The 16,349-nt window shown below is 58.4% G+C and carries 13 protein-coding genes; 3 read left to right on the top strand and 10 right to left on the bottom strand.

Annotated features, from left to right (window positions below; all coding sequences use genetic code 11):
- The first annotated feature begins 202 nt into the window (after positions 1-202).
- A complete protein-coding gene (locus AC2FFP_RS03065; RefSeq protein ID WP_496880697.1) occupies positions 203-2,215 on the top strand; it encodes a DEAD/DEAH box helicase in 2,013 nt (670 codons plus the stop codon).
- Between the two features lie 61 nt (positions 2,216-2,276).
- Here AC2FFP_RS03065 and AC2FFP_RS03060 read toward each other — a convergent pair whose 3' ends face one another.
- Genes AC2FFP_RS03060 through AC2FFP_RS03040 form a run of 5 tightly spaced genes read right to left on the bottom strand, consistent with a single transcriptional unit; the run spans position 2,277 to position 8,214 of the window.
- Positions 2,277-3,773 carry an AMP-binding protein gene (locus AC2FFP_RS03060; protein WP_496880696.1) on the bottom strand — a complete coding sequence of 499 codons (1,497 nt, stop codon included), beginning with the start codon at positions 3,771-3,773 and terminating at the stop codon, positions 2,277-2,279.
- Entirely contained in the window at positions 3,770-5,191 is a 1,422-nt protein-coding gene (gene sauS, locus AC2FFP_RS03055; RefSeq protein ID WP_496843725.1) for an acylating sulfoacetaldehyde dehydrogenase, read from the bottom strand. Before sauS ends, AC2FFP_RS03060 begins: the two co-directional genes overlap by 4 nt.
- Positions 5,192-5,246: 55 nt before the next feature.
- Positions 5,247-6,206, bottom strand: coding sequence for a Bug family tripartite tricarboxylate transporter substrate binding protein (locus AC2FFP_RS03050; RefSeq protein WP_472723032.1), 960 nt, complete (start codon positions 6,204-6,206; stop codon positions 5,247-5,249).
- A gap of 44 nt (positions 6,207-6,250) precedes the next feature.
- Complete coding sequence (locus AC2FFP_RS03045; RefSeq protein WP_496696361.1) at positions 6,251-6,706, bottom strand: tripartite tricarboxylate transporter TctB family protein; 456 nt, start codon at positions 6,704-6,706, stop codon at positions 6,251-6,253.
- Positions 6,703-8,214: a tripartite tricarboxylate transporter permease gene (locus tag AC2FFP_RS03040; RefSeq protein WP_496768769.1), complete on the bottom strand. Its 1,512-nt coding sequence runs from the start codon at positions 8,212-8,214 to the stop codon at positions 6,703-6,705. The genes AC2FFP_RS03045 and AC2FFP_RS03040 overlap by 4 nt, the downstream gene beginning before the upstream one ends.
- Before the next feature lie 113 nt (positions 8,215-8,327).
- On the opposite strand from AC2FFP_RS03040, the gene AC2FFP_RS03035 reads away from it, so the two are divergent.
- The gene (locus tag AC2FFP_RS03035) at positions 8,328-9,356 is read left to right on the top strand and encodes a LacI family DNA-binding transcriptional regulator (RefSeq protein WP_496768767.1); all 1,029 of its coding nucleotides are present in this window, start codon (positions 8,328-8,330) and stop codon (positions 9,354-9,356) included.
- A gap of 18 nt (positions 9,357-9,374) precedes the next feature.
- On the opposite strand, the gene AC2FFP_RS03030 is transcribed toward AC2FFP_RS03035, so the two are convergent.
- From AC2FFP_RS03030 to AC2FFP_RS03010, 5 genes are read right to left on the bottom strand one after another with little or no spacing between them, the layout of a single operon-like run.
- The gene (locus tag AC2FFP_RS03030; RefSeq protein ID WP_496880695.1) at positions 9,375-10,385 is read right to left on the bottom strand and encodes an Ldh family oxidoreductase; all 1,011 of its coding nucleotides are present in this window, start codon (positions 10,383-10,385) and stop codon (positions 9,375-9,377) included.
- Positions 10,386-10,395: 10 nt separating this feature from the next.
- The gene (locus AC2FFP_RS03025; protein ID WP_496880694.1) at positions 10,396-11,025 is read right to left on the bottom strand and encodes a DUF3726 domain-containing protein; all 630 of its coding nucleotides are present in this window, start codon (positions 11,023-11,025) and stop codon (positions 10,396-10,398) included.
- Positions 11,022-12,707 (bottom strand): hypothetical protein, encoded by a 1,686-nt coding sequence (locus AC2FFP_RS03020; RefSeq protein ID WP_496880693.1) that lies wholly within the window; start codon positions 12,705-12,707, stop codon positions 11,022-11,024. The genes AC2FFP_RS03025 and AC2FFP_RS03020 overlap by 4 nt, the downstream gene beginning before the upstream one ends.
- Positions 12,704-13,681: a membrane dipeptidase gene (locus AC2FFP_RS03015; RefSeq protein ID WP_496880692.1), complete on the bottom strand. Its 978-nt coding sequence runs from the start codon at positions 13,679-13,681 to the stop codon at positions 12,704-12,706. The genes AC2FFP_RS03020 and AC2FFP_RS03015 overlap by 4 nt, the downstream gene beginning before the upstream one ends.
- Positions 13,681-15,144 (bottom strand): aldehyde dehydrogenase family protein, encoded by a 1,464-nt coding sequence (locus AC2FFP_RS03010; protein WP_496768759.1) that lies wholly within the window; start codon positions 15,142-15,144, stop codon positions 13,681-13,683. Before AC2FFP_RS03010 ends, AC2FFP_RS03015 begins: the two co-directional genes overlap by 1 nt.
- A gap of 85 nt (positions 15,145-15,229) precedes the next feature.
- Here AC2FFP_RS03010 and AC2FFP_RS03005 point away from each other — a divergent pair, with 85 nt between their 5' ends.
- Entirely contained in the window at positions 15,230-16,102 is an 873-nt protein-coding gene (locus AC2FFP_RS03005; protein ID WP_496768756.1) for a LysR family transcriptional regulator, read from the top strand.
- Positions 16,103-16,349: the final 247 nt, after the last annotated feature.

Below are 16,349 nucleotides of genomic sequence, written 5' to 3'. Positions count from 1 at the left end.
GCTTTTGACAGTTGGCTGAAACTGCAGACAAGTTCATCAAAAGATACCTACGTGACCGGCGGTTTTTTACTTCGGTCACCACAAAAGACACGGCTATACATTGCCAGCGACTCCCGTTAAGAGGCGGTCTTTAACCTTGGAAGATGCGCTGATTGCAATACCGCAAGGCACGTATCCCCCGGCTGATACAAAGAACACCACCGTGAAACAGACCATCGCAGATGCGCTTGCCCGCAAGGGTTACGATACTTTGACACAAGTCCAGCAGGCCGTGACACAGCCCGAGCTGGAAGGGCGCGATATGTTGGTGTCGGCGCAAACCGGATCGGGAAAAACCATCGGGTTCGGGTTGGCGATCGCACCACAGTTGCTGGGCGAAGATGAGACGTTCGGGGCGTCCGGCGCGCCGTTGGCTTTGGTGGTTGCGCCAACGCGGGAACTGGCCATGCAGGTCAAGCGCGAGCTGAGCTGGCTGTACTCGGATGCTGGTGCGTTTCTGGCCTCGTGTGTTGGTGGCATGGATATGCGTGATGAACGCCGGGCTCTGGCGCGTGGGGCGCATATTGTTGTCGCAACGCCGGGTCGCCTGCGCGATCATATCATGCGTGGTTCCATTGATCTGACCGCGATCCGGGCTGTGGTTCTGGACGAAGCCGATGAAATGCTGGACCTTGGATTTCGCGAGGATCTTGAGTTCATCCTGGATGAAACTCCGGCAGAGCGGCAAACGTTGCTGTTCTCAGCCACGGTCCCGCGCGCCATTGCTAGCCTGGCAACGCGCTATCAGCGCGATGCCGAGCGGGTGAGCACTGTCAGCGAGAAAACCCAACATGCCGATATCGAATATCGTGCGATGATGGTGGCGCCGCGGGACGGGGATAACGCGATCATCAATGCATTGCGGTATTACGAAGCCCCCAATGCCATCGTTTTCTGTAACACCCGCGCGATGGTGTCACGACTGACCACGCGGCTTTCAAACCGCGGGTTTTCTGTGGTGGCACTGTCCGGTGAGCTGACGCAGAGTGAACGCTCTAACGCGTTGCAGTCGATGCGCGATGGGCGTGCGAGGGTATGTGTGGCGACAGATGTCGCGGCGCGCGGGATTGATTTGCCGAACCTCGATCTGGTGATCCATGCTGAATTGCCCAACAGTCACGAGACGCTTTTGCATCGCTCTGGGCGCACGGGCCGGGCAGGGCGAAAGGGCGTCAGCGCCCTGGTGGTCGAACCGTCATCGCGGAAAAAGGCCGAGCGTATTCTGAAGTTCGCAAAGCTCACGGCGGATTGGGGCGTCGCCCCGTCTTCGGATGAGGTGAACGAGCGAGATCAGACGCGGATGCTCGCCTCTGATGACTGGCAAGTCGAAGTTACCGAAAGCGAACAGGACGCGGTTCGGCACCTGGTTGAAAAATTTACCCCTGAGCAAATAGCAGCAGCGTATCTACGTCAGTATAAATTGCGCCATTCAGCACCGGAAGAGTTGGCCCCGGTTACGGCGGACCGCCCCAAACCCCGCGCCGCCTTTGGTCCGAGCGTTTGGTTTTCCTTGTCTGAAGGTCGCAACCAAAATGCTTCGCCGCGCCATTTGCTGCCGATGATCTGCAAGGCCGGTGATCTGACCAAAGACGATATCGGTGCGATCCGGATTGCCGATGATGTGTCTTACGTTGAGATCCGCGAAGCCAGTGTTTCGGGCTTTCTAGCGGCTGTTGGACCGGGTATGAAAATCGAAGGTTCGAAAGACGTTGTGCGCTTGGATGGCGCGCCTGACGTGCCAGCGTTTGAGCGTCCAAGGTCCAACCGCCCACCCAAGGGTAAACCGCGTCCGCGCAAAGGGGACACCACCCCGGTTGATTGGAACGATGCCCCGACGCCCCGTAACCGCAAACCCAAGCCCGAAGATCGCAAGCCCAAAAAAGCAGCGGAACGCGGTTTCAAACAGACCCGATCAAAAGAACATGGCTCGACACCGCACCGCGACTCGTCACTCAGCGAGCCGGATGTTAAATTCACGGCAACGAGCGCAAAGAAGAAGTCCCACAAAGCACCTGCCGGAAAAAGTAAAGACGCGAGCGTAAAGCCCGGCGGTAAATCTACCAAAGGCCTACCGCCGCCCAAGGGAAAACCCAGCAGCAAGAAAAATCGCGCCCGCGCTGCGACAGCGAAACCGGGAAAAGGTGGAGACGCCTTGCCGAAACGGCGCAAGACTTAGCGCCGTTCAATGCACGCGGTCGGCCCCGGCTGCGCGCCAGCGGGAATAGTCCCTCTGGTACTCAGCCCTGATCGTCAACGATTTCGAGTATCCGGTTGCGCTGAATCTTACCCGATGGCCCCTTTGGCAGATCATGCAGAATGTGAACCTCGTCAGGGGATTTGAACCGACCCAGTTTGGTCTCACAAATTTCTAATAGGGTAAGCGGCGTCAGCTCAGACCCGTCCCGGATTTTGACAGCGGCTTCGACGGTTTCACCATAGCTGCGGCAGGGGCGTGCAAAGGCTGCGGCTTCGACAACGTCGGGGTGGGAATAAAGCGCCTCGTCGATTTCACGCGGGGCGATGTTCTCGCCGCCCTTGATGATCAGCTCTTTCAAGCGGCCCGTGACATAGACGTATCCATCCTCATCCATACGCGCCAGATCGCCGGTGCGAAGCCATCCATCGGCAGTAAACGTGCCTGCGGTCGCATCCGGATCCTTGAGGTACTCAAGCATCACGTTCGGGCCGCGTATGACCAGCTCACCCTCGGTTCCGTGCGGGACGGGCTGTTGGTTCGCATCCCGGATCGCGGCGTCGTTTCCATAGGCAACGCCCGGTGAGCCGATCTTGCGCACACCGGGCGGAAGTGGGTTCGACAGGATCTGCGCGGCGGTTTCGGTAAGCCCCATGGTTTCGACGATGGGAACGTCGAACCGGTCTTCGAAAGCCCGTTGTACGTCCGGTGCCAGCGCGGACGAGGCAGAGCGCCCGAACCGCAACCGCTGGCGGGTTTGGATGTCCGGATTGGTGTCGGATTGCAGCAGATGAGAGATGATGGTGGGCACAACCGAAAACCAAGTAGCCTGAGTCTTTCCAAGGTTCTCCCAGAATCGGCTGGCCGAAAACCGCTCGCACATAGCCAGGGACCCGCCCGAAACGAGCGTTCCCATTACAGTCACGCACAGACCGTTGATGTGATAGATCGGCAGGACGCAGAAACCGCGATCAGTGTCGGTCAGTTCATGTGCGACAGCGGTGGTCCAGCCGCCTGCCAAAAGGCTGGAATGGGTATGAACAACGCCCTTTGGTCTGCCGGTTGTGCCTGAGGTGTACATGAGAAGGGCATGATCATCGGGCGTCAGGTCGTAAAGCTGGGTATCTGCGTCACCAGCATCGGCGATCTGCAAAGGTTTGGTCACGGCAGGGTCGGCTGTTCGGCCAAACAACTCTGCTTGATCCGGGTGCACGAAGGCAAAGCGCGCGCCGCTGTGTTCAAGTGCGTAGGCTACGGCACCGTCGCCAGCGACGAGATTGATCATGGTTGCCCGGAATCCGCCATAGAGTACGCCGAACAAGGCGATAAGAGCCTCGCGGCAATTGGGATAGATAAGGGCGGCGCTTTCGCCTTTTTGCGCCCCAAGGCTGGTCAACATGCTTGCGACGTATTTGGCCGAGCCGCGCAATTCAGCCCAGCTCAGATCCTGTGCGCCATCGGGAAACACAAACCCGGTTCCGCCCTGATCGGCTCTTAGGTCCAGCCAATCGCGGACCGTTCCATTGGGCGGTTCCATCATTGGCCAGCCTCCCTCCAATACGCGCCGAATACGTCCTCGAGCGCGGGCTCGCGTGGGGCTATTTCACGCACAATTTTGGTGGTCTGGACGAAGTGCCGCCAATGCAGGTTGGTATCGATAGAGTTTCCGCCCCAACTGCCGCATCCCATAGATAGAGAGAAAGGCATTCCGTTGGTGAAGCTGCCGCCCGTGGCAAAGGTATGGGCTTGGTTCACGATTACCCGGCAGGTGGGTAACTCTCGACCCAGTTCAATGGCGCGTGCGTCGTCACTGGTGTGAATGCCGACCGAGTGTCCGGCCCCCTGATAGGCCAGGACGCGCGCTGCGAGAGCTTTGGCGCCCGCGTAGTCCGACGCCCGATATAGGGCCAGAACGCGGCTCAGCTTCTCTCCGGACAGGGGATGATCGGGACCGATCCCATCGGTCTCTACCGCCAGAAACTTTGTGCCTTCGGGTGCTTTGTCTGCCATCCCCAACGCATCAAGCATCTTGTCGGCGTCCTGAGCAATCGCGGATCGGTTGAGGTGCCCGTCCGGCCAGAGACGCGCAATGATACCTGCGGCATCGGATGCGGGGACCAGCGCGCCACCTTCGGCGGCCATTGCTGCGACAAAGTCATCATAGACCGCGTCTACCACCACAACTGCGTTCTCGGACGAGCACGAAGTCGCATTATCAAAACACTTTGACGCCGTGATCTTGGCTGCCGCCGCCGACAAATCGGCGGTTTCATCGACAATCACGATGACATTGCCCGCGCCGACCGCGACGGCGGGTGTGCCGCAGGACTGAGCGCGGTGAACGTTGTTCTGACTGCCGGTACAAATCACCCGATCCGAGGTCTCCATCAGCCGTTGGGTTTTGGCCTTTGACCCCGGTGCGGGGATCATCTGAACCAGATCCCGATCCAGACCCAGCTTGTCAAACTCCGCGTGGATGAAGCTTAGCAGCTTCTCACAGGATGCCACGCCCTTGGGCGAGGGGGCGACGACGATGGCGTTGCCACCTTTGAGAGCATTAATGATGTTGTTGGCCGGTGTTGCGGCCGGATTGGTCGAAGGGACCACCGCGCCTACGACGCCGATCGCACGGGCGATTTCTGTGATCCCTGTTTCAGGATCGTCGCTGATGATGCCATATGTCTTTGCCTCGGCAATGTCGCGCAGAAGACCCAGAGTTTTGCGGTGGTTCTTGGTAATCTTGTCGGGGACATTGCCCAGTCCGGTGGTTTCAACCGCCAGTTCTGCCAGTGCCTGATTGCGTGCGGGATCCATGATCGCCCAACCTGCCGCCAGCGCCGCCTTGTCATAGAGCGCCTGACTGCCAGTTGCCTCATAGGCAGCCTGAGCCTTGCGTGCCTGTGCCACGATCCGGTCCACTTCGGCGATTTCGGGGGCTATGTCGTTTGGAGCGTTCATTTTGGTCCTCGATTGGTTGTCCGGGGCGGGTTCTGCCCGCCCCGATTGGGGTCGGTTAAAGACCAGCCAGCAATTCGTTCAGCGTTTGCTGGCGCTGCGCCCACATCTCGATCACTTCGTCACGTGTCATGATGTGCATGGGCGAGCCACCCGCTTCCATCTTCTTGGAAACGCGAGAATTGGCGAACATCTCGGGCACGGTTGCGGCCAATTTTTCAATCACCTCAGGAGGTGTTCCCTTGGGCACCATTACACCCCGGAAATTGACCGAGGAGTTGTCCACGTCCAACCCCTGTTCCATCATCGTCGGAACATCCGGCAGAAACGCATTGCGCTCAAGATCAGCAACGCCGAGGATCTTCACATTGCCCGCCTCTTGCGCGCGGAACGCATCGGACAGGTTGTTGATGCCGCCCATGACTTCACCAGCGATGACGGCCTTCATGGCTGCTGCTCCGCCACCTTTGGTCGGGATGTAGGCCATCTTGGTCCCGGCTGCCTTGTCGATCTGCAGTGCCGCGATGTGGTGGCCCACAAAAAGGCCCGCGCCGGATACCGTCAGCTTGCCCGGGTTTTCCTTGGCATAGGCGACAACGTCATCCATCGAGTTGAACTCACTGTCGGCACCAACCACGAACACGGCCGGGTCTGCGCCCCAGTTCGCGATGGGTTCAAAGCTGTCGGTCGAATATTCGACGCCACCCTTGATCGACTGGGCGATGAAATGAGGAACGTTGTACGCACCCAGCGTATAGCCATCTGGATCGGCCTGAGTTGCGAACCAGTTCCAGCCAACGCGCCCACCGGCACCAGGCTTGTTGATGATGGCGATGGGCATTCCCAGCGCATCCTCGTTTCCAGATGTCATCGTGACGATCCGGGCCTGAAAATCGGTCGCGCCTCCGGCCCCGTAACTGACCATCATCATGATCGGCCGTTCGGGATATTCCTCGGCCATTGCCGCGCCCGTCAGGCCCGTCAGAGCCATTGCTGCCCCTGCAATCAATCGTTTCATTTTGCGTTTCCTCCCTGATTTAGTTCATCCGCGCATTTGCGTGTTCAGAACAGAATTTCTCTTGGTGTGTAGACGTTCAAAAGCATGGCAAAGAGCCCGTACATCACCGCCACAAAGACCGCCGTGATGATCCCGCGTTTGATCCAGGTTTTGACCTCGGAATGGGGGGCGGGGTCGTAGATCGACAGCAGGGTAAAAAAGGCGATGGTTGTTGCGGTGTAGAACCCCAGCGTCTTCGCCGCCCAGAAAACATAGATCAGCGTGATGATCAGACCCGGCAGCATGTTCACGAACATCGTCCGCGTCACGCCGTTTCCGACCTTGGACAGACCCATGACCGCTTTGCCAAATGTCCATCCGGCCAGAACCACAAAGACCGTCGCTATGAGGCGTGGGAACAGGAACGCTTCGGCGGGTTGTTGCGTGTAACTGACCCATGCGACCCACAGACCAACGGCAAAGACCAGACCTGACCCGAATACGTGCTGTGAGCGGTTCATGCCTGTGCCTCCTCTTTGGTGGTGTAGCGGCGGCTGCGCAGTTCCATCCAGACCGAATAGGCGATCGAGGCCAGTACGACGGCAATCAGGAACAGGTTCAGCCCTCCGGTCATGAAGTACGACGCCTTGCCCACGGTCGCGTCAGCGATCATTCCACCCTGGATGAAGTTGGCCTCGGCGATTGGCCCGAGGATCAGACCCAGTACCAGCGGCGCAGCCGAGAAACCGAAGCGTTCCAAAAAGAACATCCCGATTCCGAGGCACGCCATCACGTAGACGTCGCCCATCGAACCTTGAACCGAGTATGCGCCAAAGACCGACAAGGCCAGAACGATGGCGGCCATGACGGATTGCGGAACCTGAGCAACACGGGCCGCAAGCCCTGCAATATAGAGTCCGAAGATACACATCAGCACCTGGCCAATCAGCATCGAGTTGATGAAGGTCCAAGCGACATCGGGGTGATTGTCAAACAGGTCCGAGCCCGGGAAAATTCCGTGGATCAGCAACCCGCCCAACAACACAGCCGCGGTCGGGCTGCCGGGGATGGACAGCGTCAGCAGCGGGACAAGCGAAGGGCCAACCATTGCGTTGTTGGCGGATTCCGCGGCGATGACGCCCTCGGAATGGCCGGTGCCGAACTTTTCTTTTTCCGACGAGAACTTCTTGGTCTGGTCATAGGCGACAAGGCCCGCGATCTGCCCACCGACACCGGGGATCAGGCCGATGATCGAGCCCGTCAGCGTGCCGATGCTTAGCGCACGGGCGCGGCTGAACAGTTCCTTGAACGCCGCCATGATTGAATGGCGCTGCACTTCGATCACTTCGGCACCTGTGTTGTGGCGCCCTTTGGCAAACATGGTCAGCACCTGTGGGATCGCAAACAGGCCAATCAACGCGGCAATAATGTTTATGCCGCCGCCCAGTGCAGGGTGAAAGATAAAGCGTTGTGCACCCATGATGTCGTCGAACCCGATGGTCGCCAGCCACAACCCGATGCAACCGGACAGCAGCCCTTTGACCACTGAGGCGGAATCAAGTGTTCCGATGACCGTCACCCCCAGAATGGCCAGCCAGAACAGATGCGATGGTCCAAAGGCAAGCGCCCATTGCGCCAAAACGGGCGTCAGGAAGATCAGCAGCAGAACACCAAAAATTCCGCCCACGGCCGATGCCAGAAAAGACAGCTGCAAGGCGCGGGCACCTTCGCCTTTTTGGGCCATCGTGTGGCCATCCAGAGTGGTGGCGATATTCGCCGGAGCGCCAGGGATCTTCAGCAAGATGGCACTGACGGCTCCGCCAGCCACAGTTGAAGTATAGGCCGCCCCCAGCAGGATCAGGCCTTGCGCGGCCTCAAGTTGGAAGGTGAACGGGATCAACAGGGCCACCGCCATCGTTGGTGAAAGGCCGGGGGTCGCGCCCAGGATCAGCCCTCCGATCGTGCCGCCCAAAAGCAGCAGGAACGACATCGGCGTGAACACATCTCCGAAGTAGTAAATGAATTCCATCCTGGGCCTCCCAACCCGTCCGTTCGCACTTTTACCTTTGTTGACAAATCAGGTTAGGGGATGAAAATAGTATTGCAAATGTTTTCATAAATTTGACCGGATAGGGTAAAATTATGACTATCTTTCAAAAGGGTAAGGTGGATATTGTGGCCGTTGCAAAGGCTGCAAAGGTGTCGCCATCTACGGTTTCACGTACTTTCAATCACCCCGATCTGGTCAACCCGGCGACTCGCAAAAAGATCAACAAAGCGGTGCAGCGCTTGGGATACATCCGCAACCGCGCCGCCCAAACGATGCATGGAAAACGGTCGGGAACAATTGGCCTTGTGGTGCCCACAATCAACCATGCCATTTTTTCCGAGGTTATTCAGGCCTTTTCGGATTCGATCGACCAGGCAGGATTCAGCCTGTTGCTGGCGTCGCATGGGTATGACCTGGATCGGGAATACGCGATGGTTCGCAAGTTTCTTGAACATCGCGTGGACGGTGTGGCGCTGGTCGGGTTGGAACATTCCGACGCCACCAACCGCTTGATCACACAGCAAAAGATTCCCGCGCTGGCAATCTGGAATTACTCAGAAGAATCACCCCTGCCTTGCGTTGGTGCGGACAACCATCTGGCCGGACGATTGGCGGCCGAACACCTGCTAGATTTGGGGCACCGTGACATCGGGTTGATCTTTCCCGAAACTCAGGGGAACGACCGCGCGCAGCACCGCCTTTCCGCAGTGCATGACGCATTGGGCGAACAGGGGGTTTCCGTACCTGATGAGCATGAAACCCAAGCGCCGTACAGTGTTTCTCAGGCCAAGCAGGCAGCCATGGCCCTTTTGACGACGCCGAAACGTCCGACGGCATTGCTGTGCGGCAATGACGTCATTGCGCAGGGGGCGCTGTTTGCTGCCCAAAAGCTTGGTTTAAGCGTTCCCGATGATCTGTCGATAATTGGTATCGGAGATTTCAAGGGCTCAGCTGACGTCGAGCCGGGCCTTACAACCATCCGCATTCCCGCAGAAACCATCGGAGCACTGGCCGGTGAGAAATTCACCGACTTTATTACGTCGGATGACCCCAAGCATTTCAGCATCCGCTGTGATTTGGAATGTGTCGCCAGAAAAACGACCCGTTCGCTGGCGACCTGACAGGCCTCGGCAGAATAGTTAGGCTATGATTGCCTCAATCTTATCCAGCGTGGCCGCATTGACTGCAACGCCGTCGGTATGTGCCTGCCTGCGCTTGCCGCCGCGCCCATCGCCGGGCAGATGCGCTCCGTTCTGTGCACGGATTGCGCCGACCAACTCGCTGATCCCCGAAGTAAACGCATCGCCAGAGGTGGCGGTCGGGTCGATCGCAATGAAGAACTGCCCGGTCTTGGGGGGGCCACCGGCGGTGCCGGAAAAAGGCGAGGCGTTAATGCCAAGGGTCGCGCCGGTCAGGGCTGCGGCCAGTACCTCGGTCAGCAGGGCAACACCGACGCCTTTGTAACCGCCTGACGGTGCCATCGACCCCTTAAGGCCGACATTCGGGTCCGTGGTCGGGTTGCCATCTGCGTCCAAAGCCCAGCCAACCGGGATCGGTTTGCCTTCGCGGGCGTGTTTCATGACCTCGCTTTTGGCAATCGTGCTGGCGCTTTGGTCGATCAGCAGGGCGGGCTGGCCGTCCGCGCCCGGCGCCGCGATCGAGAAAGGGTTGGTTCCGACGACGGGTTTTGCGCCGCCCGAAGGCGCGATCGAGGCCGGAGCGTTGGTGAACCCCAATCCCACCAATCCGGCCTGCGCCAACCGGTATGTATGGTAGCCAAGGACACCGCAGTTATAGCTGTTGCGGATAGACAGTGCAGCGATCCCCTGTTCGCGCGCGGCTGGGATAAGGGCCTCGAAACCCATATCAATTGCGGAATGGGCAAAGCCGGTTGCTGCGTCCACGTTCACTGCGCCGGGGCGTGGGCGCGACAGTTCCGGTTGGGCTGTTCCGTCCACTTTCCCACATTGCACGTGCTCGCAATATATCGGGATGTAGGCCAGCCCGTGGCTGGCAACCCCATCCGCCTCGGTTGCCGCGGTGGCAACGGCCAATGGCCGGGCGTTGGCTTCAGATGTTCCTGCGGCGACAAGCGCGCGGAAGGCGAGATCTTCGATCTGCTCAAGGCTCAGGGTACGGGTTTCGATCATTGGGGCCTCTTTAATCGTTGTCGGATAAGCCCGCTCCGGCCCCGCGCAGGCGGGATTCCTCGGTGGCGGGGGCGTATGTGCGGTGGGCGAACCGGTTCAGAATGTTCCAATCAGTTGGATCAGGTTCCGCCCGTGTTCGACGGGGGACTGGTGCGGTCAGTTGGCCACCGATTTGCACCGAAACCTGTTGTGCCCTATCCGAAAGTGGGGCGTTCAGGGACAGGTCAAATCCGTCGGTTTCTACCTGTGCACGGTCACAGTCAACACTCACGCAGGTCTGTAACACGCGCGCCGCATTTGCCGCGAATGGAAGCAGCAAGGCAGGCACAGCTACGTTCTTTATCTCAATCGGGGCTGAGTTCAGTTGGTGCGCACAATCTGACAGCAATGCGCCAGTCACTAAAGGGCAAAGCTCGCTATCACTCTGCCATTCTCCGCTCAGATCGGCCGGGGAGTGTTGTTTAGGTGCGCGCGTCAATTCCAGTTGCAGCAGCTGAGCCAAAGCACCGGTGCCGTTTTGCCCCCGCGCGCACAGCCAGCGTGTTGCTTTCGCGGCTTCCTCGGCCAGTCCCCAGCTATATCCTGCACCACGCGCCGCGCGCTTTGCGTTGGCTTCGATCTCATTTAGCGAGACGTTCATGAAGATAGCTCCGGGTAAACCCACAAGTCTGCGGTGCTGGGATTCAGGTCTTCAGGGTAGGGCGCGCCAGCGTACATGCAGATACGGACCCAGCGGTCCGAGCGCGGATCAAAATGCGTGGCACCGAAAAACGACAGCTTGGCCCGGAGCATATCGATGGGCATGACGTCTGCGCTTATCGTGTTGTCGCGAAGCTCGCCATACGGGGCTACAACGCCGATCTGCGCGCGCCGCACCGTGTGGCGGTGCTCGGGATGGCGCAGAAGGAACTCGGCTATCGGCCTGTCGTCCTGCCAATTCTCAAGGTCCGTGAAAGCCAGCGCGGCGTCTCTGGCCGGGGCAAGGGGCTGTTCGTATTCGGCAATTGGTTCCTCGAACCGTTCACCCAAGCGAGGTTCCAGTTTTTCTTCAGACACGTACCAGGCGCGCGCGCAGTTCGCCTCGGCCGACCAATCCATATCCAGTGCCCAGCCAAAGCGGTCGCGGATCGCGGTGCGGACCTGATCGACGGTCATGCCTCCATCAATAACCTGTGCCTGAGCATTCCCGTCAGCCATACAACCGGTCAGGCCATCCACCAGATCGCCATAGGGTTCCAGAATAAGCGACGCGAGCAGTTCCTGCCCTTCTTCTCCAAGTGTGGTTTCTGACCAGCGGATGAGCCGATCCCACGGGCGGTCCTGCGTCAGGTCATTTTCGTCCAGATAGCCGGAAATGGCTGTTAGATCGGCCTTCAATGAGGCAATCTTTTCAATCTGGACCGGATGCTCGGATCGCCACCACGACATCGATAACTTGCTGCGATCATAGATGTCCCGAAAATGTCGGGCTTCGTCCTCTGACGCTGATTGCAGAGACCGAACACGTGCCAACGCCTCTTCGCGCGCCATGATCCAGTTGTTGAACAATACCGGGTGATTGACGATGAACGGAGCCATCCCCAATCCGGTTGAGTTTCCGATGCCCAGCCACTGTGCAATCTCGGGGTTCAGTTCAGCCGACTGCATGCCGCCCTTGGCGAGGGCCATATGTTGCACCAGATCGCGGACAAATGTTCGCGTCAGGTAGACCGACAGCATTTCCGCCTGAAAGGGTGCGTGCAGTTCTGGCCGGTTCGCAATCTTCTCGCGATCCGCGGCGCCGAACTTGCCCGATCCGTAAACGGCCGTCGTCCGCATCAGGTAACCGACTTTATGGATTTGCTCCAAGTCGGGCTGTTGTCCGGCAGCCAACCTGTCAACCACGTGTTTCCACAAACGCACGGACCGGTTGGCACGAGACAGGGACAACTCGCTTTCGCTTACGCGCCCTGCCTCTTGCAACGGAACGTTTTCTGAAAGGCGTTGGATGTCCTGCTTCGTTGGGATGCCATCGAATAATGCGAAAGTGGCGTCCCACGCCTCAGCGATCACCCGGTCCGACCGTTGTTCGGGCGGCAGGTCATGGGCGAACGCAACCAGCGAATAGGCGCGATCCGGACCTTGCGCCGTGTAGACTGCGTGGCCGACGCCGTTTTCGTCGATCTCAAAAACAGGACGCGTAAAGGCCCAGTTCTCGCGAGCCATACGTCGGGTCAGTTGTCGCATAAAGCTGAGTCTGCACTGATGCAGCGAGCCCAGCCGCGACAGGCGCATAACCTGCGCAGGATCGCGTCGCGGAATATCAGTACTGACGTGGTTCATGCGGTTTGTGGTCCAAAGTTCTGATCGAAAAAGCGGTACCAGTTGCTGCCCATGATGCCCGAGACTTCTTCGGCGTTCATGCCAACGTTGCGCAGCCCGGTTTCGAAATTGCCGAAGTCGCGATTGTCCTCGAACCAGCTCGGCATTGGCGGAAAGCCGGGATTGCTGGCGGAACCTTCGCCATAGTCAATTTCCTTGGTCCAGCGACCAACGCGCATCCATTCGACGATGCTGTCGGGCTGATCCTGACACAGGTCAGTTCCAATCCCTAGATGTTGTGCACCGTATTTGTCGGCCGTACGGGCAATCATTTCGCAAAAACTCTCTAACGTGCAGTCGGACTTGTCTTTCAAGTGATGAGGGTAGACCGAAAAGCCCAACATCCCACCGTTTTCCGTGACCGCGCGGATCACCGCGTCGCGCTTGTTGCGCAGGGCTGGGGACCACTCGTGCGGGTTGGCGTGCGTAATGGCGATGGGACGTTCGGACAGCTCGGCCGCTTCTATGGTCGAACGATCCGCCGAATGGCTCATGTCGACTACCAGACCCACACGGTTCATCTCTTTGATGACCTGTTTGCCCATGCGGGTGATGCCGGTGTCCTCGGCCTCGTAACAGCCGGTCGCCAGCAGGGACTGGTTGTTATAGGTCAACTGCATGAACCGCGCGCCCAGATCGTGCAGGATTTCAACCAGCCCGATATCGTCTTCGATGGGCGAGGGGTTCTGGAACCCAAAGAACACGGCAGTCCGCCCGGTTTCCCGGGCGATGTCGATATCGCTGGCCCAACGGCCTTTCATGATCAGGTCTGGAAATTGCTCAAACCAGCGGTTCCACTTTTCAAAGTTCAGAACCGTTTCGCGAAAGTTCTCGTGATATGAGATGGTGACGTGGATCGCATCCACGCCCCCTTCGCGCAGTTGGCGGAAGATTTTCTCCGACCAGTTGGCGTATTGCAGCCCGTCGATGCGCATCAGACCGGGGTCCCGGCGCTGATGTATGCAGTTTTGACCGTGGTGTAGAACTCCGCCGCTGCCTTGCCCTGCTCACGTGGACCGTAAGAGCTGTCACCGCGTCCGCCGAAGGGCACGTGATAGTCGGTGCCCGCTGTCGGAAGGTTCACGGTCACAACACCAGTGCGCGCGTTGCGGCGGAAGTGGGTCGCGCGAGCGAGGCTTTGCGTCACGATGCCCGAAGTCAGTCCAAAGTTGGTTGCGTTCACCACGCTCAGCGCTTCGTCATAGCTGCCGACCTTGATGACGCTGGTCAACGGCGCGAACATCTCTTCGCGGTTGATCCGCATATCGTTGTTGGTGTTCAGGAACACGCCGGGGGACATGTAGAAACCGTCATGCGGCATCTCAAGTCGCTGACCACCGCAGGCCAGCTCGGCACCTTCGGATTTACCCAGATCGACATAGGCCAAATTTTCGTTCAGTTGCTGTTCACTGACGACCGGCCCCATTTGAACGCCGTCTTCCAGCGCGTGGCCGACTTTCATGGCCTGCGCACCCGCGACAAGTTTTTCGACAAATGCATCGTGCACACCGGCATGAACGACCAGACGCGAGGATGCGGTACATTTTTGACCTGTACCGCCAAAAGCTCCGCCCAATGCCAGCGTCACCGCCAGATCCAGATCGGCGTCATCCATCACGGCCAGCGCGTTTTTCGATCCCATCTCCATCTGAACTTTGGTCAGGTTCTGAATCGCAGCGGCGGCGATGCCTTTGCCAACCGGAACGGAACCGGTGAAGGAAATCGCGTTGACCTTGGGGCTTTCAACCAGCCGCTGACCGATCGAGCGGCCCGACCCCATGACAAGGCTGAACAGACCCTTGGGGATGTCCTGACGTTCGATGATCTCGGTCAGGGCTACGGCAGAAGCCGGCGTGATGTTGGCGGGTTTCCAGACAACTGCGTTGCCATAGCACAGCGCCGGAGCAATCTTCCAAGAGGCCGTCGCGGTCGGGAAGTTCCAAGGGCTAATGATGGCTACGACGCCCACGGCCTCGCGGCGAACGTCAATTTCAACACCGGGGCGGACGCTGTCGGCGTTTTCACCGATCTGGCGCAGGCATTCGGCTGCGTAATAGGTAAAGAACTGACCGGCGCGGTAAACCTCGCCCTTGCCTTCGGCCAGCGGCTTGCCTTCTTCGCGGGCCAGCAGGGTTCCCAGCTCTTCGGCGCGCGACATTAGCTCGTTGCCGATGTTCATCAGAACCGCTTGCTTGCGTTCGGGACCGTAGGCTTCCCATTCTGCCTGTGCAATACGCGCCTGATCCAATGTGGCCTCAAGCTGATCGGCGCTGGCCTGAGCAAACATGCCAACCAGATCGCTCAGATCCGAAGGGTTGCGGTTTTCAATTTCGGTCTCGCCCGCCAGCCATTCGCCAGCAATCAGGTTCAGTTTTGTCACGATGCGCCCCAGAGTCATGAAAATTGGTCTGGCGCAGAATGGCTTTTTGAGTAGATATCAGTCAAACTCAAATAAATTGAGCAAACTTCAAAAAAGGTGAAGCTTGGCGATCAAGATCGAGACCTTACGGTGTTTTTGCACCGTTGCCCAAACAGGCAACCTGATCGAGGCGGCCGACCGGTTGGGCCGCACGCAGTCGGCGGTCTCGATGACCCTCAAGCAATTTGAGGATCATCTGGGTAAAAAGCTCTTTGAAGGAGAGCGCAAAAACCAGTTGTCCCCGTTGGGGTTACAGGTTTTCGAAGTGGCATTGAAACAAGTCCGCCAATTCGATCAGGCCGTCTTGGATATTATGGCCGCAGCAAAAGCAGAGCACGGGTTGCTGCGCATCGCGTCCGTTCCATCGGTTGCGGCGCTGATTTTCCCTAAGGTTCTGGCCTATGTCACAAAGCGCTTTCCCGGCGTAAAAGTCGAATTGCGCGACACAGATACTCAGCAGGTTTTGGACGCGCTGGTTGAGGGTAAAGCGGATATTGGCATCGCCTCAGGTCAGCACGCGCTGAACGGAGTTCGGTCGCTTCCGTTGTTCGAAGACAGGTTTGGGCTGGTATGCACCTCTGATCACCGTTTGATACGACAGCCAAATACGCCAACAATTGACGAAGTCCTGACACTTCCGTTTATACGGAACGCGCTGTGCGATCTGATTCAATCGCCCAAGTTCCGGGCATCCGAAGCGCAGGCGGATGTTACTGTTCACAACACCCATTCCCTTATCACAATGGTCAAGACCGGGGATTGGGTAACGGTGTTGCCGCAATCGGTCGCCAGTTTCATGCCCGAGGCGACGGCGTTTCGCGAAATTGCGGATTTGCCCGATCAGCGCCAGGTCTGCCTCTATGTCAGTGAACATGCGCGGTTCAAACATCTGACTGAAGAGGCGGTCGCTTACATTCTGGAACTGGGCGCTGCCTGATGGCAGAGTACGAGTTCACGGCCAATTTTCGACAAAGCCGAAACATTTCTATGATAATATCGAATTTGAGAGCTTCTTGGACGTAACGCTTGATGGGTGACGCGTCACCATGTTTCAGTTTTTCTTGCCGGGTCGGCGCATCGTGCGGCTGACCCAAAAATGGGAAAGCATCGGCTTTCCGACATTGTTTGCAAGGTGCACCACGGCCCTCGGGCATAGAAAAACAGCGCCGCAGACATCCAACATG

Source organism: Ruegeria sp. YTSC004, from assembly GCF_059609805.1.
This window is presented reverse-complemented; position numbering and strand designations above follow the sequence as displayed.